Consider the following 19,139-nt stretch of genomic DNA (forward strand, 5'->3'; position numbering starts at 1 on the left):
ATGTCGCATAATTTAACTAACCCTCCACGCGAACCGCATTTTCCCAAGCATAAACAATAGCGTTGTATTTGTTGAATCGACGGATCAAACGCTCTTCAAGACTCTGGTTTTTGTAGAAGCAGGCATATTTCCTGGCTAACCGTGCCAGCTCGCCGTACGCTACAATAATTTTATAGGCATCATCGGAATCCCCCGCGTTGGACAGACTTTCCAAGTACCCATCCTCAATGCTCTTGAAGATATCATACGGACTAAGTCCTGCGTTCAGATCGATTTTCACAGTAAGAGGTTCCTCGCCCCAGGGGATAAGTCCAAAGAAGGTGTAGGCCTGTTGGACACCGAACGGCATTTGTATGACACTTGTGTCGCCCTCGAGCCAGACTGGCAATGCGTCTCGCAACGCTTGCCGAATTGCTTCATCTGTTAGTCTTATTCCAACACATTCAGCCTCATGTATGATCCCTAATATATCGGCCACAATTCGTTCTTCAATTTCTTTGACTTCATCTGCAATTTGATCGATTCTAGCTTCGGTTGCTGAATCTACTCGATCAATCTTCTGGTCAATGTCTTGAAGATACCGGACGATTTGTTTGTCCAGGTTAGCCCGAACTTTGTCCAGTGCAACTATTGCATCTCGAGCTTCGCGCACTGCACGCAATATGTTTTCGGAGCCTGCCCTGATTTTTAATGGGTCAGTCATTATTCCCCAGGCATCAGAAATAATATCAGCCTTTGCCGGTATCGAAATGCCCAAAGCCAGTATTGCGGTGAGTATCAGCCGCATTTTAGTCTCCAAAAACTTTGGGCAAAGTGTACACAAGATACGGTTCCTGGCAACGCTCACGTTTCGTTTTTTGGTAGTGGCTGAGATATTATCGAAGACGGCCCCTTGTGCGACATCATCAGTGTCTCGTTTGGAGACGCAGTTGGAAGCGCCCAAAATTAATGCGCTTAAAAACACTTGAGGCAACGCGGCCAAGAGCAGACGTTCGGGCCGACCGCAGCATCGGTGACTATAGGCTCAGAGCGGACATTGTGACACAATCAAACACCTTTTCCGGCCATTTCTGCCTTTGGGTGCCGGCCAAAACGGACGCAGCGGGGACCTGTGGTAATCGGGGGAAAGCGTGACCAGAGGAAAGCGGCAAAACCGGTCTGCTATCTTGACGCGATGATCTGAGGCGGGTAATTCCCGCCTTATGGCCCGCCGGGACGACCCGGCCGCAGAAGGGGCTTTTGTCAGGACGACCTGCGTGAATGGAGGTCAGAATGGCTTGGATATTTCTCACAATCGCTGGCGGGCTGGAAGTCGCATGGGCGACCGGGCTGAAAAAGCTCGGGATCAGTTTCTCCTGGGGGCTTCTGGTGCTGACGACGGTTGCGATGGCCGCGAGCCTGATGGCACTTTACGCAGCCATGACAAAACTGCCAGTGGGGATCGCCTATCCGATCTGGACCGGCATCGGATCTGTCGGTTCCGTGCTCGCGGGTCTTGTGATTTTCAACCAGACCCTGAGCCTGACCGGTATCGCAGGTCTGATCCTTCTGATTGCCGGGATGCTGCTTCTTGGTTCAGATGCCCACTGGAAATACGGAGACTGACAGAATGACCACGAGGGAAAAACGTGCACGGACTCTGATCGAGGGGCGGCCGGCTCTGATCGTGATCGACATTCAGAAAAGCACTTTCATCGACGGCAGCGCAGTGCGGTCAATTGCCAACATGCCCGGCTACCGGGATCGGATGATTGCGGCGCGTGATCTGGTTGACGCCGCGCATGACAACGATGTGCCCGTGATTTTTATTCAGGAGGTTCACCGCCCTGATCTCATCGACTTCGGGCGCGAGCTGGATGGAGATGAGGACGTGCATTGCCTCGACGGGGATCCACGCACCGAAGTTGCAAAAGAAGAGATGAACTTTCGCAAAGGGGATTATGTGATCCCGAAGCGGCGTTACTCCGCGTTCTTTGGCACGGATTTCGAGATCCTGCTGCGCGGTCTGAGGGTCGACACGCTGATCCTTTGCGGCGGGCTGACCGACGTCTGTGTGCATTACACTTTTGTCGATGGCCATCAGTCAGATTACTTCTGCCGTGTGGTGGAAGACTGCGTGGGTGGCTCGTCTGTCGAAGCACATGATGCGGCGCTCAGAGCGATGGAATATCTGCAGACAGGCGCAGTTCAGACCCGGGAGACTGTGATCAGGGCGCTTTCCGGGCGTGGCGCGGCGCTGTAGCTTAAGTTGCGGGGTCACCGGGGGCGCTGACGCCTTAAATGGGCGTCATGCAGCGTGCCGGAATGTACCATCAGAGCGCCGTTCATCGGGACGAAAGACAAGGGGGTTTCCCCGGGTCACTGGTCGCAGCATTCACTGACAGCTGCAGATGTGCTGATGCCGTTTTGATCAAACGCAGGTGTGCACAGTCTTGACAAAAACCCGGCCGCTTGGGAAATTCCGGCATTAAAATTCAAGAGCCGGAGTTTGTAATTGTGACCGGCCCCAGAGCGAGCAAGATCATCAAACAGGATTCTCAATCCGAATTCGGTACCACTGAGCGCTTCGCAGGCTCACTGCCGGTCGGTCATCATACCTTCAGCATGGGCCGCTTTTGGGGTGAGACCATCGCGCTTGTTCTGATGTCGGTCCTGGTGCCATTCCTGATATTTCTGGATGCGACGATTCTGTTCGGTCAGATCTCTGAAACCAGCCTGACCGAATGGACACAGGCGCTGCTTATCTTCTCGACCGCGGCGCTTTTCTTTGTCGGTGCGCGAAAGATACCGACAGCGAGAGGCTATCTGATGTGTGCTGCGACGCTCTGCTTTTGCATGTTCCTGCGCGAAAACGATGCTCACTTTGATGATATCCGGCATGGCTTCTGGGCGGTGCCGGTCGGTTTCGTTCTTTGCCTTGGTTTCGCTTTTGCCGTCCGGCACAGACAAACCCTCAGAGCGCCGTTCCTGCGTCACGCGGGCACCCGGGAGGGTGCCTATATTCTGGTCGGTTTCGTCGTCCTGCTGATCTTCAGCCGGATATACGGTTCGGGCGATCTCTGGCGGGCTGTCATGGCGGAGAACTACTCCTGGGAGATCAAAGCCGCGCTGCAGGAGGGCATAGAACTGATGGGCTACAGTCTGCTGACGTTCGGGACTGTCCTTTCATACCGGTCCGGGTTTGGCCAGGGACCCGAAACGGCGGAATACCGGTAGCCCGGAAAAATGACCTCGGCCCCAGCCCGGTTACCGCGCCTGCAACACCGAGCCTGACCCAGAACCCGCCAGTTCCCGGCTCGGGCCGTCTGCGGCTCCGGGGAGAGACCTTAATCCTTTTGCCGGTTTCGGTGTCGGGGTCACTCAGGCGCGCACGGTGTCGATGCGCGGGTTTGGTCTCAGCAACGCGGCGTGCTCTGTGGAAATGTTGATGACGGGCTAAGGGCGGATTGCGGGCAGAGCGGACTTGCGCAACTGCGGCCATTGCTGACGCAGAAAACGGTCGCAGGTGCGGCACAGACAGAACGGCACCATCGCGAAACTCCCAGGAGCGGTCATTCGTCAGCCGAGGATTTTTCGGGGGCGAGCCTCCCTTTTCGCAGGCATCGTTCGAAGAACCCGAAGGTGGACGCTGCGGTGCTGCGCAGTCCTTGAATGTTTCTCTTTTCAGGTCCATCGATAAGATGGACCGCAGGCTATGCGATTGCCGGCCTGACCAAAGATCGCTACTCGCCAAGTCCAGAGATACCAAGCGAAACAGTTTCACCACCCTTAAGAAACTGCGGTGGCTTTTGCCCCATGCCGACGCCCGGAGGCGTTCCGGTCGAAATCACGTCGCCTGGTTGCAGGCTCATGAACTGGCTGCGGTAGGAGATAAGATACGGCACCTTGAAGATGAGTGTGGCGGTCGAACCTGACTGCATCCGGTCGCCATCAACGTCGAGCCACATGTCCAGATTGTCGACATCCGCGACTTCGTCGGGCGTAACAAGCCACGGCCTGGTCGGGCCGAAAGTATCGCATCCCTTGCCCTTATCCCAAGTGCCGGCACGGTTGAGTTGGAAGTCGCGCTCGGACACGTCGTTGATGACGCAAAAACCCACGACGTGGCCCATGGCGTCAGTTTCTTCGATGTAGCTGCCGGGTTCGCCGATTACGGCACCAAGTTCGATTTCCCAGTCTGTCCTGACGGATCCACGTGGAATTTGGATGTCATCGTTTGGGCCAATTACTGCAGAGGTCCATTTGCTAAAAAGGATCGGCTCGTCCGGGACCGGCATGTCTGCCTCTTCGGCATGATCGGCGTAGTTGAGGCCAATGCAGATGTATTTACCGATGTTGCCGACGCAGGCCCCGAGCCGAAGATCCTGCTGCGGGGTGCCTTCGACCAATGGCAGGCTTTCCGGGTCAAGCCCCGCGAGTTTTTTCAGGGTGCCCGGACGCAGCGCAACTCCTGCGATGTCCGTTACAACTCCGGAAAGATCACGAACACGACCCGAAGCGTCAAGGAGACCGGATTTTTCGGCACCGGGCAGGCCATAGCGGACAAGTTTCATACCTGTTCCCTTTCAGAAATCTGGTTTATTTACGCGTTGGGTTCAAGCCGCCTGATCGCCGCCAAGACCCGAGATCGCCTGAATAAGATTGTCTTCCGTCACCTCGTCAGACGTGAAGGTGCGCATGACCCTGCCGGAATACATCGCGATAATCCGGTCTGAGACATGAAGCACTTCGGGCATTTCTGAGCTGATCACCATGACGGCATAGCCTTGCGCCGCAAGCTCGCGCAAAAGCCTGTGGATTTCCGACTTGCTTCCGACGTCGATACCACGTGTCGGTTCATCCACGATCAATACGTTGGGATGCATCGACAGCCATTTGCTGATGACGTCCCTGCCGCGGGCAAGCGCGATCGCGACATTCGCAACCAGTTGTCGGTGCCGTTCAGGTTCACGCCAGAGGTCATCTGGCAATGCGCTGCACATCCCCAATGGGCGCTTACCAGTCTGCGTCATGGCACGCCCAACATCGCCAATTATGCCGACCTTCTGCAAAGCGCGACATCCTACGCCGACGTGCAAAAGACGCTGATCACGCCGGGCCTGACGTGGGATATGCTTCGGCGTCTGCGGGAACGTTGGAAAGGGACTTTGCTGATCAAAGGTATCCTGCATCCGCAGGATGCAGCCAAATGTGCTGAACTGGGTGCGGATGGCATCGTGGTGTCCAACCATGGCGGGCGGCAGGTTGCGTTCGGCCCGGCGACTGCAGAGGCACTGCCCGCCATCACAGAGGCAGTGAACGGACAGCTGAAGATCATCCTCGACAGCGGCATCCGTCGTGGTGCCGACATCCTCCGGGCAAAAGCGCTCGGGGCGGATTTCGCCTTTACCGGGCGTGCGCTCGCCTATGGTGTTGGCGCTGGCGGGGCCGAAGGGGCCGCGCGCGCGATGGAGATCCTAAAGCTGGAACTTGTCCGGGCACTGGGACAGGTCGGAGTTGGCGTGTTCGCGTCCCTGACCCACGCCTCGCTTTCTTCCGGTCCCTCAAGCCAGTGAGGAAATGATCACGCTTAACCGTGCGTGTGAAAGGACCGGCGAAACTGGTCGTTTCGCACGAAGTCAGTTTACCTGAGTTGGCGATCCGGATTAGGCAGATCAACACGCCTCGTTCAGCTTTTCGCTGCCAGCTCCTTCTTCGGATCATAGAAAGGGACGGGCACGACAACGCCGCCGCGCGTTTCACCCAGCTTGTCCACGATCAGTTCTGTCCCGATGTCTGCAGTCTCAGTTTTAAGCATTCCAAGCGCGATGTTCTTCTTCAGCCGCGGAGAGTAAACCGCCGAGGTGACCGTACCGATCTGCGTGCCATCCTTCATTAGCGGCCAGAAGAAGTCGTTTGTTCCCACAAAAGGTTCACCTTCGATTTCAAGGCCGACCAGGCGCTGTTTGATACCCTGTTCCCTGATCCGCTTCAGCGCCTCCTTGCCGACAAAATCAGCGTCCGTGTCGAGGCTGACCAGGCGATCGAGGTTCAGTTCAAACGGGTTGTTGGCCAGGTTCATGTCGGCGTGGTACGACAGCATGCCTGCCTCGATCCGCCGGATCGAAGACGTGTGTCCGGGCTTGAGGCCCATAGGCACCCCGATATCCATGATGTGTTCCCACAAGCGGTTGCCGGCGGATCCGTCGCGCAGGAAGATCTCGTAGCCCAGTTCACTTGACCAACCGGTGCGCGAGATGATCAGCGGCACGCCGTGCCAGTCGTATTCCATGAAATGGTAATACTTCAACTCGGTCGGTGCATCGCCAAAGCAGGCGCGCAGTATGTCACGGGATTTCGGGCCCTGTAGCTGGAGTGGTGACACGTCGGGTTCGGAGATTTCGACATCCATGCCGGCATGCACCGCCACGCCACGGGCCCAGAGCAGAACGTCGCTGTCGGCAATGGACAGCCAGAAATGATCCTCGGCCAGTTTGAGAACGATCGGATCGTTGATGATGCCACCATCCTGATCGGTGATCAGTACGTATTTGCACTGCCCGACCCTGCAGGTCGAAATGTCCCGGCAGCAAAGGTACTGCGTGAATTTCGCAGCATCCGGGCCTTTGATCTCGACCTGACGTTCGACCGACACGTCACACAGGATCGCCTGCTTGATCAGATTCCAGAAGTTCTGTTCCGAGCCGCCGAAATCGCGCGGGATATACATGTGGTTATAGACCGAAAAGCCCTTGGCCCCCCAACGTACAGCCGCGTCGGAATAGGGGGATTTCCGGACCTGCGTGCCAAAGCTGAAATTGGCAAAACTAAGTTCGTGGGTCGTGCTCATGTTCGTGTTCCAACTGATGGGGATAAGCGGTCAGCGATACTGGCGCACCAGATCACGCAGTTCATTTTTACGGATTTTTCCTGTGGTGGTTTTCGGCAATTTGCCGAAGATCACCTTCTTCGGGCGCATGAAACCGGCAAGGTTTGCCTTTGCATGGGCCAGCAGTTCTTCTTCGGTCGCATCGCGGGCAAGTTCGACAAAGGCGCAGGGCACCTCTCCCCATTTCTCGTCGGGCATGGCGACAACAGCCACCAGGTTGACCGCGGGATGCGAATAGAGCGCCTTTTCCACCTCGATGGATGAGATGTTTTCGCCGCCTGAGATGATGATGTCCTTGGACCGGTCGCGGATCTCGACATAGCCGTCGGGATGCTGGACGGCGATGTCGCCCGACCAGAACCAGCCGTCCCTGAAGGCCCCGGCGGTCTCTTCGGGCGCCTTGAGATAGCCCTTCATCACGATGTTGCCGCGAAACGCGACCTCGCCCAGCGTTTCGCCGTCCCACGGCACCGGGGAGCCCGTTTCGGGGTCGAGGACGAGCACATCCTCTTCCAACTCGTAGGCCACGCCTTGCCGCGCTTTCAGGTCAGCCTGTTCCTGCACGGGCAAATCGGCCCAGGCGGGCTTTTCGGCGCACACAACGGCGGGGCCGTAGACCTCGGTCAGGCCGTAGACATGGGTGATGGAGATGCCCATCGCCTCCATGCCCCTGATGATGCTGGCAGGCGGTGGTGCGGCGGCGGTCATCATCTTGATCTTCTGCGGGAACTCACGCTTGTGCTCCGCGCCGGATATCATCGACATGATGATCGGCGCGCCGCACAGATGGGCCACGCCGTGATCGGCGAAGGCGTCATAGATCGCATCCGCACGCGGCGCGCGCAGGAACACATGCGTACCCGCGAGCATGGTGATCGTCCAGGGGAAGCACCAGCCGTTGCAGTGAAAGAGCGGCAGCGTCCAGAGGTAGACCGGGTGGTGCGGCATCTGCCAGGTCACGACATTGTTGACCGCGTTGATCCACGCGCCGCGATGGGAATAGACCACGCCCTTGGGCCGCCCCGTGGTGCCGGAAGTGTAGTTCAGCGCCAACGCGCCCCACTCATCGTCCGGCAGGGCATAGGCGAAACCGGGATCGCCCTCGGCCAGGAATTCGTCATAGGTCAGCGCGCCGATCCGGTCGCCTCCCGGGCCTTCGGTGTCTTCAATGTCGACGATAAGCAGGTCGCGACCGGATTGCCCGATAGCCTCTGCGGCCAGGGCGGAATACTCGGTATCGACCAGCAACACCCCGGCCTCGCCGTGCTCGAGGATGTAGGCAATTGTCCCCGCATCGAGCCGCGTGTTGCTGGCGTTCAGCACCGCGCCCAGCATCGGGATCGCCAGCGCGCATTCCAGCGCCTCCGGGATATTCGGCGCAATCAGCGCAACGGTATCACCCTTGCCAACATCGCGCTCCGCCAGCGCCGAGGCCAGACGCTTGCATCGCGCCGCAACCTCGCCCCAGTTGCGCCGGATGCGCCCGTGGATCTGCGCAGGCAGTTCAGGATGCACCCGCTCCACCCGCTTGAGAATCGATACAGGAGACAGGGCCGTGTGATTGGCGGCATTGCGCGCCAGCACGGGCCCGTCAAACGTCATTCTTCGGTCCATTCGGGCATCGGTTCTTTGCGGGTGAAAGCGCCGATCCCGGCTTCTGCATCGCGGGCCATCATGTTCCCGGCCATGGTGCGGCCCGAGAAGGCATAGGCCTCTTCAAGCGGCATTTCCGCCTGTTCATAGAAGGTGCGTTTGCCGATCTTGACCGCTGAGGGCGATTTGTCGGCAATAATGCGCGCCATTTCCATGGTTGTCCCCTCAAGATCCGCCGGCGGCACGACCCGGTTCACCAGACCCATTTCGGCGACACGGCCGGCGGGAAGGAATTCTCCCAAGAGCAGCATCTCCATCGCCATCTTGCGCGGTACATTGCGCGACAGCGCGACCATCGGTGTCGAGCAGAAGAGGCCGATATTCACGCCTGAGGTGGCAAATGTCGCGTCCTCAGCAGCGACGGCCAGATCGCACGACGCCACCAGCTGACATCCCGCCGCCGTGGCGATGCCCTTTACCTCGGCGATCACCGGCTGCGGCAGGCGCACGACGCGCAGCATCATTGCGGAGCACTTGGCAAAGAGGTCCTGAAAATACCGGAACCCTCCATCCGCGTCTTCGCGGCGTGCGGTCATTTCCTTCAGGTTGTGGCCCGCGCAGAAATGGTTGCCGCCGCTGCGCAGCACCACGACCTTGACGCTTCGGTCGTCCGCAATGGCGTCAAGCGTCTCCGAAAGGGCTGCAAGCATGTCCTCTGACAAGGCATTGACTGACTTCGGCGCATTCAGTGTCAGGACGGCGATGCCATCCGTGTCGGAGCGTACCAGAAGGGTGTTGTTTTCCGCTGCTCCGTCCATCATTTATTCCATCTCTCCGCCAGCTTTTTTCCACGCGGCAACACCGCCCGACAGGTTCACCACCGGCGACAACCCCATCTCCATCGCCACGACAGCCGCCAGCGCAGAGCGCCCGCCGGAGGCGCAGTAGAAGACATATGTCTTGTCCTGACTGAACTCCGGCTTGTGTGCCGGGCTTTCGGGGTCGATGTGAAATTCCATCATCCCGCGCGAGGATGCGACGGCGCCGGGAATTATGCCCGTCCTGGCCTGTTCGGTACCGTCGCGCAGATCGACAAAGACATGATCGGGAGAACCTGACAGAGCAACCGCCTCCTCGGCGCTGATTGCGGGCACCTGCTCCATCGCCTCTTTAACGATATCCTTGGCGTTTTTGGTGATATTTTGCGGCATGAACGAAATCCTTTTGCAGAAAGCAGGCAGCCGTCAGATCGCGAGATCGAGGCGCGGTTTCCAGAAGGGGCGGAAGAGTTCGATCTTGGGGCAGCGGTTCATGACAACCTTCAGCCCGGCGTTTTCGGCCAGCTTCGCTGCACGATCATCGTATACGCCGATCTGTCCCCAGAGCACCTTTGCCCCGATGGCAATCGCCTGTTCAGTGATGGCGTAAAGCTCTTCCTTGGGCCGGAAGACCTCGACCATGTCCACAGGGCGGTCGATTTCCTCCAGCGAATGGTAAACGGGTATGCCCCGAATCTCCCTGAGATTGCGGTTCGGGTTAACCGGGATCATGTCATAGCCGGTTTCGTGCAAGACCCGCAGCACACCGTAGCTGAACTTGGTCTTGTCCGCGCTGGCCCCCACCATGGCAATGGACTTGACCGACTTCAGGATGTCAGCGAGGTATTTCGGATCATAGTCATAGAGGTCGTCGAGCGCTTCAACGGGCATGGTTCAGGCCTCCTTCTCGGTGTGCTCAGCGGCTTCGCTGTGTGAGGGCCGTGTGGTTGCGATATCCGCTTTCAACTCATGCGGCTCGAGCGGATCAAGGAACGGGTTACGGTAGAGTTTGTCGTGGCTTTCGACGCCAATTTCGAGCGTGATGTCGGTGACAGGCCGCGCGACGCAGAGCAGGACATAACCCTGATTTATCTGGCGGTTGTTCAGCGCCACCTGCCGCCGCTGATCCACCTCGCCGGCGGTCAGCTTTGCCGCGCAAGTGATGCAGCCGCCATATTTGCAGCCATAGGGCAGATCGACCCCCTGCTCACGCAAGCTGTCCAACAGCGGACGCCGGGCGTCGACCTGATAGGCTGCGCCGTCGCGGTTGGCGAGCGTGATGGAGCGCGTCGCGGTCACAGCCAGATGTCGCTGGTGCAATCGCCACCTGGGTAACGGGTTTCGTGGCAGCGGCTTGGCCCGTTGGGCTCCTTGCCAAAATCGACAATGAAATCCGGGTTGATCGACATGCCACCGTTTTCGACATCGCAATCGATCATCACCATGACCCCGCCTTTTTCGCGGATTTCGGGGTAAAACTGGTTATCCCAGGTCGAAAACAGTGACGTGGTCACGTAAAGACGCTTTCCGTCGAGCGATAGCTGGAACATCTGGGGGCCGCCCGCGACTTTGACACCGTTGACTTCGGGCGCCTTGTCCAGCAGCCCGCCCATCCAGACCTGGCCGGTCAGTTTCGGATTGTGCGGATCGCTGATGTCGTACTGGCGCATGTCGCCATGGAGCCAGTTGTTGAGATACAGGTACTTGTCGTCCATTGACACAAGGATCGCGCTCATCACGCCGGGCACCGGGATCGGCCACTCGGGATGCGGCTCGTTTTCCACGTCGATGATCTTCTCCCATTCCCATTTTCCCGCCTCGGACTTCCAGAAATGGATGACGTTGGCGGACAGGGCCGCGCCGCAGAACCCGTGCGTGCTGTCGGGGTCGTGGTGGAACTTCACTTCCAGCGGGATCAGACCGTCTTCGCCCAGATACATGCTTTCGACAGGCTTCTTCGCCTCGAAATCCCAGAAATGCAGGCGGCGGCCGTATTTCAGATGCCCCACCTCCTCCAGATCGAAGCCGGGCATGAAGGTATTCGGCGCGGCCCATTCCGAGCTGACCATCACGTTGTGCCGTGGCTGGTACCAGAAATCGTAGCTGAAGGGGATGTCACCCATCGTCTCTTCCCAACGGCCGACGATCTCGAAATCTTTGTTGAGGTGCAGATAGCCCCCGGGTGCCTCGCCTTTGGCATCGCCCAGAAACGAAATGATGATCTCACTGCCCAGGCAATGCACCGTATGCGGGCCGCTCAGATCGGCTTTCGATTTGATCTCGGCCCCGTCGATGGTCTTGTGCAGACGCGGCGCGCGCGGGTCGGTGGCGGTGTCCACCACATGGATATTGTTGGACCGAACACCTGGCACCAGCAGGTATTTCCGCGCCATCGAACTGTCGTCATGACATGACGAACAGGCGTTCCAGCCCATGTGGTGCAATTCATCCCCGATCCCCGGCATTTCCAGCCGGTGGATCACCTGGGAATAGGTCGGGCTGTCGGGATCCGCATCGACGGTCGCAAGATAATCCGGTTTCTGGATGCCGGTGCCGGTGTAGATGGCAATGGTATAAAGCAGCTTTTCACGAGGGGCTTTTATGGCCTCTGCAGGGCTCGCGTAGCCCGGGCCGCAACATGCGCCGTCCATCATCACCTTCCTCCCTTGCGATGCATCCTGTTTTCTCGTAATTCGATAATTGGATTCTCGCAAGGTAAAAATATGCATCTGGAAAGACTGGTCTCCATACTCGAAATCGTGGGGCAGAAGGGCGAGGCCACCGTGGCCGATATCTGCACCCATTCCGACCTGCCCAAACCTTCGGCCTACCGGCTGGTCCAGGATCTGGTTGGTGTCGGCCTTCTGGAACCCGTCGCCCGCGGGCGCTTCGCCATTGGTGTCAGGCTGAAGAACGTGACGAGCAGCGATCACTCCGATCGCGCGCTGCTGGACGTGATTGCGCCGGTGCTGAAACAGGCCGCCGCGGGCGAGGGTGCCGCATTCTTCCTGTCGCGCTTGCGCGGAAAATCGGTGGAAATCGTCCATGTTGAGACACCGGATACGGGCGTATCCTTTCTGCACCCGGGCCTCGGCAAGCGCCCGCTGCATGCCTGCTCCTGTTCAAAGGCTGTCGCGGCCTTTTCACCCGACCTGTTCCATATCGGCGAAATGGAAGGACGGTTGCGCGCCTATACGGAATTCACAGTCACGGACATCGACGATCTGGAAACAGAATTTACCACCATCCGGACGCGCGGGTTTGCAGAATGCGTCGAAGAGATTGAGCGGGGCATGTGCTCGGTTGCCGCCCCGCTTGCCCCAAGCGGACCGGGGGCACTGATGTCCATTGGCGCCACGGGATCCGTCCGGGTGTTCACACCAGAGTATCGCGAAAAACTTGGCCCCCGGATCACCCAGATCGCTTTCGAGTTATCGACCAGTCTCGGATGGGCAGTAACAAACCATGCTGGAAAAGCGGAACTTTCCTGACTTCCCTTGCTTTGTACGGAAAGCAAACCGACTCTGGCCTGGAAGTGAAATGGGGGTGCGAAAATCTGGCCGGTAAAAGCACTTTTCCACCCATGAGATATCAATCGCACGGTTTAGCCGGGTTTATGCGCTCTTACCTGAACGGCGTGAACGGCAGGGGCGAACCCCTGATGCTCGACCGACAGTTTCCGGACAACGCGGCCTGATGGATGAATGTGTCAGCGACGACATCGTCCCGCGTCTTGTTCTTTGCCTGACAAAATCTCGCTGCACCCGGCTCAGATGGCCGCTCTTTGCGTCGCGTTGCTGTACTCAAGATGCTGCTTGCGCGCGCAGCGAAAACATCGAAGTCACAAGTTGGGCTCTTTGCAGACTTCTGAAATCTGCGCAGCATCCGGCAAAATTAGAATAGCGCCGACATTTCGTCCGCGCTTGAAGGGGTGCCTGAACTATTGGCAGGGCGACAGCGATTTGTGGCGTGAGCCAGACTTTCGGGATGCAGGACCGAAGGTCTGGTTCTTCATGGCGCAGGTTTATCTGCGCTCTGTTGTATCCCACCAGTGCGGATGCATGAATTGCGGGATCGCCCTTGTCGGGCCGCTCAGATTGTCGAGAGACCCGTCGGTCAGATCACAGGCCATCCAGGCTTGCGGGATCGTCAGCAAATCCGGATACGGGGTCCGCACGTCTGTCGGAGCAAATCCGAAGCGCGGGTAAAACGCCGGGACGCCCAGTACAAAAAACGCATCGGTGCCGACGGACCTGAGATGGTCCAGGCCGGCCTGCATGAGGTCCCTCCCGACACCCTGACCCTGATACGCGGGCAGGACGCCGAAGGGGGCGAGCAGGCAGCAGCTTGCATCCGGGTGCTCAGCAAAAACAAACCGCGTAAAAAGCACGTTGCCCGCGATCTGTGCGTCCCGTTCGACGCTGATCGAAATGGTGTCGGGGTGAGAGAGAAAGTCTTTGGCAAGCTGCGCTGTCTCCGGGCCTTCGTCCGGGCCAAAGGCTCGCCGGTGCACCTCTGCAATTTCGTTGATATCGTTCTGTTTCATGGATTTACCTCACGTCTGGTTCATCCGGGCACGCACGGATGAGTTGCCTAGTTTTGTGATGCGGTAGGGGCCGCCTTTGATGGATTTGATGAAGCGTTTTTCCTTCAGCCGCGTGAAAATTTTCAGCGTGCAGGCCGGGAAAACGAAGCCGTCGCGGGTGATACATTGTACGGATCTGATCTTGCCGTTGTCAGCGCGCACGAATTTGATCTCGCCGCCCAAAGCGAGTTCATGCAAAACACGCTGCTCGTGCTTTGAGATGTTCATTGGAATGTTCCGATATTACGAAAGGACAACAAACCTGCAACTCAGCGTCGCGCGTGAGTTGGCCTGTCAGTGCTGGTGTTCCTGAATTTGGTCGCCAGGAACGGGCGTTATGCCCGGGACTCTTTCATAAAATCTCCATGGAGTGAGGCGGCAAGCCCCAGTCTCAGCCCGGAGTTAGGCAATCAGACGGGGCGGGTCAACACGGACAAAGGGGTCTGTGTCTCTGCATTTTCACTGGCGTGCCATTTTTGTCGTGCCGGTTTTCGTGACGGCAGGACACTGGCGATGTGGCGTTGGCGGTCTGTTTTTCTGTGCTGTCAGGGCAGAAATCCGAGCAGCTTTTCAAGCAGCGCATCCGGCGCTTCTTCGGGGATCGCGTGGCCGCAGGGCAGGGCGCATCCTTTGACCTGCTCCGCCTTTTCCTGCCAGGTGGCTTCCACGTCATAGAGCGCGCCGACAACGCTCTTTTCGCCCCAGATCGCCAGCAGGGGCGCGGTGACACGGCGGTCCGGTTCGGCGCGGTCGTGCTCCAGGTCGATGCTGGCGGAAGCGCGGTAATCCTCGCAGATCGCATGGATGGTGGCCGGATCGCGGTAGGTGCGCAGGTATTCCGCGATGGCCTCTTCGCTGACCGCGCCCTCAACTTTGACCTGCCCGGCGATGTGGCGGCGCAGGAAGTATTCCGGGTCGCTGCCGATCATCTTTTCGGGCAGGCCATCGGGCTGGATCAGGAAGAACCACCAGAAATACCGGGTGGCAAATTCCTGATCAGTCCGGTCGTACATCGTCAGCGTCGGAGCGATATCCAGCACGGCCAGCCGTTCGACGGCGTCGGGGAAATCCAGAGCCAGCCGGTGCGCGACGCGCCCGCCACGATCATGGCCAACAACTGCGAACCGGTCATGCCCGAGCGATGCCATCAGCGCGATCTGATCCTGCGCCATCACGCGTTTTGAATAGGTCAGATGTGCGGCGTCGCTGGCCGGTTTGTCGCTGTCACCGTACCCGCGCAGGTCGGGCGCAATCACCTGGTACCCGGCTGCGACAAGCTGCGGTGCGATCCCGCGCCACACGATATGGGTCTGGGGGTGGCCATGCAGCAGAAGGACGGGAGGGCCCGTGCCCGCGCTGGCGTAGTTGATTGTGATGCCGGACAGGGCAGCCTTTTGGACGGTGAAACCGTCGATAAACCGTGACACCGTCATCTACGGCAGGTCCAGAACCGCGTCGGCAATCGCGTTCCCGCAGGCTTTTGTATCTGCCGGGCCGCCGAGGTCGGGCGTGCGCAGTGCTTCCTCTGACAGGACACGTTCAATCGCTGTCACGATCCCCTGGCCTGCGTCTTTCGCGCCGAGGTGATCCAGCATCATCGCGGCGGCCCAGATCTGGCCAACCGGATTAGCGATGCCTTTCCCTGCGATATCCGGGGCAGAGCCGTGGACCGGCTCAAAGAGCGACGGGAACCTGCCTTCGGGGTTGATGTTGCCTGAGGGTGCAATGCCGATCGTGCCCGTGCAGGCGGGGCCGAGATCGGACAGAATGTCCCCGAAGAGGTTAGAGGCGACGACCACGTCGAACCAGTCGGGGTGCAGCACGAACTGGGCGGTCAGGATGTCGATGTGGTATTTGTCGACTTTCACATCGGGGTACTGGGTTGCCATTTCGGCCACGCGTTCGTCCCAGTAGGGCATGGTGATGGAAATGCCGTTCGATTTGGTCGCTGACGTCAGGTGCCCGCTGCGCTGTTGCGCAAGATCGAAGGCATATTTCAGAATGCGGTCGACACCGGTGCGGCTCATCACCGTTTCCTGGATCACGATCTCGCGGTCGGTCCCGGGGAACATGCGCCCGCCGATTGAGGAATATTCGCCCTCGGTGTTCTCGCGCACGATCATCATGTCGATGTCGCCGGGCGCGCGGCCAACCAGCGGCAGCGGGACACCGGGCATCGCGCGGGCGGGTCGCAGGCTGACGTACTGATCGAACTCCCGGCGGAACTGGATCAGCGACCCCCAGAGCGACACGTGGTCCGGCACCAGTTCCGGCCAGCCCACGGCGCCAAAGTACAGCGCGTCATTTCCGGCCAGCCGGTCTTTCCAGTCGGCGGGCATCATTTCACCGTGTTGCGCATAATAGTCACAGGAGGCGAAATCGTGTTCGGTGAATTCGAACCCCAGATCAAACCGTTTTTGCGCCGCCTGCAGAACCCTGAGACCTTCCGGAACAGTTTCCCGGCCGATGCCGTCGCCGGGGATAACCGCAATATTCCAGCTGTTTTTTGACATTTCCCGTCCCCTGTCTGATTGCGCGGCGTGGGCAGATCCGTATCGCACCCCCGTCAGAACGCAAGGTATATCTGTCAGGGGCGTGCTGTTCCCGGCCAGCGTTGAGGTCAGGTCCGCTGCGCTTTTCGCCCTGTGACGCCCGTGCCGGACGGGCGCCGGACTGGTGCCGTGTACACCTCCTGCGCGTCTTCAATGCCGCGGATCTGCAACCGGCCCAGTGCGGTCAGGTTCTGTGCCGTCCCGGCACCGCAGGCCGTCGCCTCATCCAGAAGAATGGCTGCTTTGTGCTCCTTTCCCAGGCCCTCCAGCCGGGACGCCAGATTGACCGCATCGCCGTAGACCGTGAAGGACTGCCGCGTTTCGCTCCCGATAATGCCTGTGACCAGATCGCCGGTTGCTATCCCGATGCGGACATCGAAACCGTGGCTTTTCGCAAGCGTCACAAGCTGCCGGGCTGTGTCGATGGCCGCGGCTTCGTGTTCTGCAACCGGGGCCGGAGTGTTGTACGTGGCCAGAAATCCGTCACCCAGATAAGACAGGACCACCCCGCCGTACCCGGACACCGCCCTGGCCGCATCGGACAGCAAAGCATCGAGCGTCCGCACCACATGTTCGGGTGTGTGCCGGGCGGAAAAGGTCGTAAAGCCCGCCACATCCATGACCAGGGCCGTGCCGCGCGCACGTTGCGGGTGCAGTGGTGTTTCATCCTCGATCATTCGCTTTGCGATGGCTTCGGGAACATGTTTGCCAAGCAGGTCCGACACCCGCTCGCGCAGTGATTTTTCGCGCTGGTGTTCCAGATCGGCGGCGATCTGCGCAAAGAAGACAGCGCGTGCGCGGTAGACAGCAGCGGCAAGGGCCAGGGTTGCGAACAGGATCATGGCCGTCTCTTCGATCCGGTTGCCCCGCCCGATAAAGTCAATGGACAGAAAAACGCGTTCGTAGTCTGCGGTGGTTGCAGGTGCCGGCATGTCTGCCCAGGACAGGCTGCGGTCCATGCTGTTCTGAACCCGGAAAAATGCGGCCCACCATCCGGCGATGATCATTGCGCCGGTCCAGAGCACCAGCTGCCAGGACAGACTGAGGCAGGCCATCGCGAGCAGCGGAAACAGGAAGTAAATGCCGTAGGCGCGGAACGCGATGATCTGGGGGACGTCCTCCGCGGCGCTGATCGGAACCAGGGCAAATGCGGCACATATGGCGCAGACATCAAGACTGTAGATCGCGTATTTGATCCAGGGCCGGTCGTATGCTGTGCCGATGATCATCACGTGCGCGATGCCAACAGCCGTAAACCCCAGAAGAACGCCGATAGTCGCAAACCGCGGGGACAATTCGGGAAAGAAAAAGGCCGCGAAAACATACCAGACAAATGCGGCGGCAGTGATCACAGACCGGCAGATCAGAGCAAGGCGCAGTCCGGTCTGTTCTGCCCGGATCAGACGTTTTGCGGATTCTCGCTGGAACGTATTTTCCATTTCTGTCGCCCCGGAGTGGTCTGAGTTGGAGATATAGGGCGTGTGGGCCTGTCGTCCCGTGCCCCGCCCGGTCCCGGTCTGCAGGTGTGCGGCCCGGCTTGCTGGCAAGCCAGGCCATGGGGCGTTACGCGTCGGGTGCTTCGACGTCGGACCAGCCCGCCACCAGGTCGGGTGCGCGACCGCCCATAACACGGATGCTGTCGAGAGAGGCTCTGATCTCTGCCAGTTCGCCGTCCGTGAAACGGATGTCAGCAGCCGCGATGTTGTCCCGCAGATGGGTGATCTGTGTCGTGCCGGGGATCGGCACGATCGTATCGCCCTGTGCCAGCAGCCATGCCAGTGCGATCTGGGCAGGCTTCGCGTCCTTGCGGGTGGCCCAGTCGCGGGTCAGTTCGACGAGCGACATGTTGATCTGGCGGTTTTCAGGATCCATGCGCGTTGTCAGGGCGCGGAAATCGGTCGGCGCAAAGCTGGTCTGCATGTCAACCGCGCCGGTCAGGAAGCCATAGCCCAGCGGCGCAAAGGGCACAAAGCCGATGCCAAGCTCATTGCACAGCGGCAGAATGTCCTGCTCGCGGCCACGCCAGAGCATGGAGTATTCGCTCTGCACAGCGCTGACAGGCAGCAACTCATGCGCGCGCCGCAGCGTTTTTGGCCCCATTTCCGAAAGGCCCCAGTGCAGCACCTTGCCCTCGTCCATCAGGTCGCTGACCACACCTGCGACATCTTCGATCGGCACGTTCGGGTCCACACGGTGCTGGTAGAGCAGATCAATGCGGTCCGTCCCGAGGCGCTGCAGCGACCCTTCAACAGCCCGGCGGATGCGCTCTGGCTGGCTGGTGACAGTGAAGTCCCATGTCCCGGTTTCAGGATCGACGCCGAACCCGAATTTTGTCGTGACCTGGATGTCGTTGCGGAAGGGGGCCATCGCTTCGCCCAGGATGCGTTCGCACTCAAAGGGGCCATAGACCTCGGCGCAGTCAAAGAAGGTGACACCCTGTTCGTAGGCCGAGCGGATGAGGGCGATCATGTCGTCACGGTCCGGGACGATTGAGTGGAACGTGCGGTGCATGTTCTGCACCCCGAGCCCCAGTTCGGAGACCTCGAGGCTGCCCAGCATCCGGCGTCCGGTTGCCGGGGCCGGGGAGGATTGGGCAGCGACCTGCGTTGCGCCGAGCGCCGCGGTTGCCGCAGCGGCGGGGATGCCCGCAAGAAAGGCGCGGCGGTTGTGATTAATGGCTTCAGAATGATCGGTCATGGATTGGCTCTCCGGTAAGGGGTGTG

The 19,139-nt window shown here is 59.3% G+C and carries 20 protein-coding genes and 1 pseudogene; 5 read left to right on the plus strand and 16 right to left on the minus strand.

Annotation, left to right across the window (positions count from 1 at the left end; all coding sequences use genetic code 11):
* Window positions 1-16: 16 nt before the first annotated feature.
* Complete coding sequence (locus ACZ1HA_RS02295) at window positions 17-787, minus strand: hypothetical protein (RefSeq protein ID WP_472712703.1); 771 nt, start codon at window positions 785-787, stop codon at window positions 17-19.
* 485 nt (window positions 788-1,272) lie between these two features.
* Here ACZ1HA_RS02295 and ACZ1HA_RS02300 point away from each other — a divergent pair, with 485 nt between their 5' ends.
* The 3 genes from ACZ1HA_RS02300 to ACZ1HA_RS02310 all read left to right on the plus strand — a co-directional run bounded on the left by ACZ1HA_RS02300 (window position 1,273) and on the right by ACZ1HA_RS02310 (window position 3,216).
* Window positions 1,273-1,605, plus strand: a complete 333-nt coding sequence (locus ACZ1HA_RS02300) for a DMT family transporter (protein ID WP_472712704.1) — start codon at window positions 1,273-1,275, stop codon at window positions 1,603-1,605.
* A gap of 4 nt (window positions 1,606-1,609) precedes the next feature.
* Entirely contained in the window at window positions 1,610-2,242 is a 633-nt protein-coding gene (locus tag ACZ1HA_RS02305; RefSeq protein ID WP_472712705.1) for a cysteine hydrolase family protein, read from the plus strand.
* A 254-nt stretch (window positions 2,243-2,496) separates the two neighbouring features.
* Window positions 2,497-3,216, plus strand: a complete 720-nt coding sequence (locus tag ACZ1HA_RS02310; RefSeq protein WP_472712706.1) for a hypothetical protein — start codon at window positions 2,497-2,499, stop codon at window positions 3,214-3,216.
* A 506-nt stretch (window positions 3,217-3,722) separates the two neighbouring features.
* Here ACZ1HA_RS02310 and ACZ1HA_RS02315 read toward each other — a convergent pair.
* A complete protein-coding gene (locus ACZ1HA_RS02315; protein ID WP_472712707.1) occupies window positions 3,723-4,553 on the minus strand; it encodes a fumarylacetoacetate hydrolase family protein in 831 nt (276 codons plus the stop codon).
* 42 nt (window positions 4,554-4,595) lie between these two features.
* Window positions 4,596-4,886 (minus strand): annotated as a pseudogene (locus tag ACZ1HA_RS02320) (sugar ABC transporter ATP-binding protein); the annotation flags it as partial.
* On the opposite strand from ACZ1HA_RS02320, the gene ACZ1HA_RS02325 reads away from it, so the two are divergent.
* Window positions 4,860-5,555 (plus strand): alpha-hydroxy acid oxidase, encoded by a 696-nt coding sequence (locus tag ACZ1HA_RS02325; protein WP_472712708.1) that lies wholly within the window; start codon window positions 4,860-4,862, stop codon window positions 5,553-5,555. The pseudogene ACZ1HA_RS02320 and the gene ACZ1HA_RS02325 sit on opposite strands and share 27 nt — an antisense overlap.
* 113 nt (window positions 5,556-5,668) lie before the next feature.
* Here the strand turns inward: ACZ1HA_RS02325 and ACZ1HA_RS02330 are convergent, their stop codons facing one another.
* The 7 genes from ACZ1HA_RS02330 to ACZ1HA_RS02360 are packed head-to-tail and all read right to left on the minus strand — an operon-like array spanning window position 5,669 to window position 11,933.
* A complete protein-coding gene (locus ACZ1HA_RS02330; protein ID WP_472712709.1) occupies window positions 5,669-6,829 on the minus strand; it encodes a glycine cleavage T C-terminal barrel domain-containing protein in 1,161 nt (386 codons plus the stop codon).
* A gap of 30 nt (window positions 6,830-6,859) precedes the next feature.
* Window positions 6,860-8,470 (minus strand): AMP-binding protein, encoded by a 1,611-nt coding sequence (locus ACZ1HA_RS02335; protein WP_472712710.1) that lies wholly within the window; start codon window positions 8,468-8,470, stop codon window positions 6,860-6,862.
* Window positions 8,467-9,279, minus strand: coding sequence for an enoyl-CoA hydratase (locus tag ACZ1HA_RS02340; RefSeq protein ID WP_472715269.1), 813 nt, complete (start codon window positions 9,277-9,279; stop codon window positions 8,467-8,469). Before ACZ1HA_RS02340 ends, ACZ1HA_RS02335 begins: the two co-directional genes overlap by 4 nt.
* A gap of 3 nt (window positions 9,280-9,282) precedes the next feature.
* Entirely contained in the window at window positions 9,283-9,672 is a 390-nt protein-coding gene (locus ACZ1HA_RS02345) for a rhodanese-like domain-containing protein (RefSeq protein WP_472712711.1), read from the minus strand.
* A 33-nt stretch (window positions 9,673-9,705) separates the two neighbouring features.
* Window positions 9,706-10,170, minus strand: coding sequence for a CoA-binding protein (locus tag ACZ1HA_RS02350; RefSeq protein ID WP_375229170.1), 465 nt, complete (start codon window positions 10,168-10,170; stop codon window positions 9,706-9,708).
* Window positions 10,171-10,173: 3 nt separating this feature from the next.
* On the minus strand, window positions 10,174-10,578 hold the full coding sequence (locus ACZ1HA_RS02355) for a 2Fe-2S iron-sulfur cluster-binding protein (RefSeq protein WP_472712712.1): 405 nt from the start codon (window positions 10,576-10,578) through the stop codon (window positions 10,174-10,176).
* Window positions 10,575-11,933: a selenium-binding family protein gene (locus ACZ1HA_RS02360; protein WP_472712713.1), complete on the minus strand. Its 1,359-nt coding sequence runs from the start codon at window positions 11,931-11,933 to the stop codon at window positions 10,575-10,577. The genes ACZ1HA_RS02355 and ACZ1HA_RS02360 overlap by 4 nt, the downstream gene beginning before the upstream one ends.
* A gap of 69 nt (window positions 11,934-12,002) precedes the next feature.
* Here ACZ1HA_RS02360 and ACZ1HA_RS02365 point away from each other — a divergent pair, with 69 nt between their 5' ends.
* Window positions 12,003-12,770 (plus strand): IclR family transcriptional regulator, encoded by a 768-nt coding sequence (locus ACZ1HA_RS02365; RefSeq protein WP_472712714.1) that lies wholly within the window; start codon window positions 12,003-12,005, stop codon window positions 12,768-12,770.
* Between the two features lie 533 nt (window positions 12,771-13,303).
* On the opposite strand, the gene ACZ1HA_RS02370 is transcribed toward ACZ1HA_RS02365, so the two are convergent.
* The 6 genes from ACZ1HA_RS02370 to ACZ1HA_RS02395 form a co-directional block, all read right to left on the minus strand.
* A complete protein-coding gene (locus tag ACZ1HA_RS02370) occupies window positions 13,304-13,825 on the minus strand; it encodes a GNAT family N-acetyltransferase (protein ID WP_472712715.1) in 522 nt (173 codons plus the stop codon).
* Window positions 13,826-13,834: 9 nt separating this feature from the next.
* Window positions 13,835-14,092 carry a YjhX family toxin gene (locus ACZ1HA_RS02375; protein ID WP_472712716.1) on the minus strand — a complete coding sequence of 86 codons (258 nt, stop codon included), beginning with the start codon at window positions 14,090-14,092 and terminating at the stop codon, window positions 13,835-13,837.
* A gap of 317 nt (window positions 14,093-14,409) precedes the next feature.
* Window positions 14,410-15,297: an alpha/beta fold hydrolase gene (locus tag ACZ1HA_RS02380; RefSeq protein WP_472712717.1), complete on the minus strand. Its 888-nt coding sequence runs from the start codon at window positions 15,295-15,297 to the stop codon at window positions 14,410-14,412.
* Window positions 15,298-16,377: a tartrate dehydrogenase gene (locus ACZ1HA_RS02385; protein WP_472712718.1), complete on the minus strand. Its 1,080-nt coding sequence runs from the start codon at window positions 16,375-16,377 to the stop codon at window positions 15,298-15,300.
* Window positions 16,378-16,484: 107 nt separating this feature from the next.
* Entirely contained in the window at window positions 16,485-17,855 is a 1,371-nt protein-coding gene (locus ACZ1HA_RS02390; RefSeq protein ID WP_472712719.1) for an adenylate/guanylate cyclase domain-containing protein, read from the minus strand.
* A gap of 124 nt (window positions 17,856-17,979) precedes the next feature.
* Window positions 17,980-19,113: an aldo/keto reductase gene (locus ACZ1HA_RS02395; protein WP_472712720.1), complete on the minus strand. Its 1,134-nt coding sequence runs from the start codon at window positions 19,111-19,113 to the stop codon at window positions 17,980-17,982.
* Between the last annotated feature and the right edge of the window lie 26 nt (window positions 19,114-19,139).

The organism is Roseobacter sp. S87, from assembly GCF_055693285.1.

Excerpts from the sequence above, each read along its gene's own strand:
- ACZ1HA_RS02315 (WP_472712707.1), bottom strand. The coding sequence starts at position 4,553 with ATGAAACTTGTCCGCTATGGCCTGCCCGGTGCCGAAAAATCCGGTCTC.
- ACZ1HA_RS02360 (WP_472712713.1), bottom strand. The coding sequence starts at position 11,933 with ATGATGGACGGCGCATGTTGCGGCCCGGGCTACGCGAGCCCTGCAGAG.
- ACZ1HA_RS02295 (WP_472712703.1), bottom strand. The coding sequence starts at position 787 with ATGCGGCTGATACTCACCGCAATACTGGCTTTGGGCATTTCGATACCG.
- ACZ1HA_RS02330 (WP_472712709.1), bottom strand. The coding sequence starts at position 6,829 with ATGAGCACGACCCACGAACTTAGTTTTGCCAATTTCAGCTTTGGCACG.
- ACZ1HA_RS02395 (WP_472712720.1), bottom strand. The coding sequence starts at position 19,113 with ATGACCGATCATTCTGAAGCCATTAATCACAACCGCCGCGCCTTTCTT.
- ACZ1HA_RS02325 (WP_472712708.1), top strand. The coding sequence starts at position 4,860 with ATGCATCGACAGCCATTTGCTGATGACGTCCCTGCCGCGGGCAAGCGC.
- ACZ1HA_RS02340 (WP_472715269.1), bottom strand. The coding sequence starts at position 9,279 with ATGGACGGAGCAGCGGAAAACAACACCCTTCTGGTACGCTCCGACACG.
- ACZ1HA_RS02305 (WP_472712705.1), top strand. The coding sequence starts at position 1,610 with ATGACCACGAGGGAAAAACGTGCACGGACTCTGATCGAGGGGCGGCCG.
- ACZ1HA_RS02345 (WP_472712711.1), bottom strand. The coding sequence starts at position 9,672 with ATGCCGCAAAATATCACCAAAAACGCCAAGGATATCGTTAAAGAGGCG.
- ACZ1HA_RS02365 (WP_472712714.1), top strand. The coding sequence starts at position 12,003 with ATGCATCTGGAAAGACTGGTCTCCATACTCGAAATCGTGGGGCAGAAG.
- ACZ1HA_RS02300 (WP_472712704.1), top strand. The coding sequence starts at position 1,273 with ATGGCTTGGATATTTCTCACAATCGCTGGCGGGCTGGAAGTCGCATGG.
- ACZ1HA_RS02370 (WP_472712715.1), bottom strand. The coding sequence starts at position 13,825 with ATGAAACAGAACGATATCAACGAAATTGCAGAGGTGCACCGGCGAGCC.
- ACZ1HA_RS02385 (WP_472712718.1), bottom strand. The coding sequence starts at position 16,377 with ATGTCAAAAAACAGCTGGAATATTGCGGTTATCCCCGGCGACGGCATC.
- ACZ1HA_RS02380 (WP_472712717.1), bottom strand. The coding sequence starts at position 15,297 with ATGACGGTGTCACGGTTTATCGACGGTTTCACCGTCCAAAAGGCTGCC.
- ACZ1HA_RS02335 (WP_472712710.1), bottom strand. The coding sequence starts at position 8,470 with ATGACGTTTGACGGGCCCGTGCTGGCGCGCAATGCCGCCAATCACACG.
- ACZ1HA_RS02375 (WP_472712716.1), bottom strand. The coding sequence starts at position 14,092 with ATGAACATCTCAAAGCACGAGCAGCGTGTTTTGCATGAACTCGCTTTG.
- ACZ1HA_RS02350 (WP_375229170.1), bottom strand. The coding sequence starts at position 10,170 with ATGCCCGTTGAAGCGCTCGACGACCTCTATGACTATGATCCGAAATAC.
- ACZ1HA_RS02390 (WP_472712719.1), bottom strand. The coding sequence starts at position 17,855 with ATGGAAAATACGTTCCAGCGAGAATCCGCAAAACGTCTGATCCGGGCA.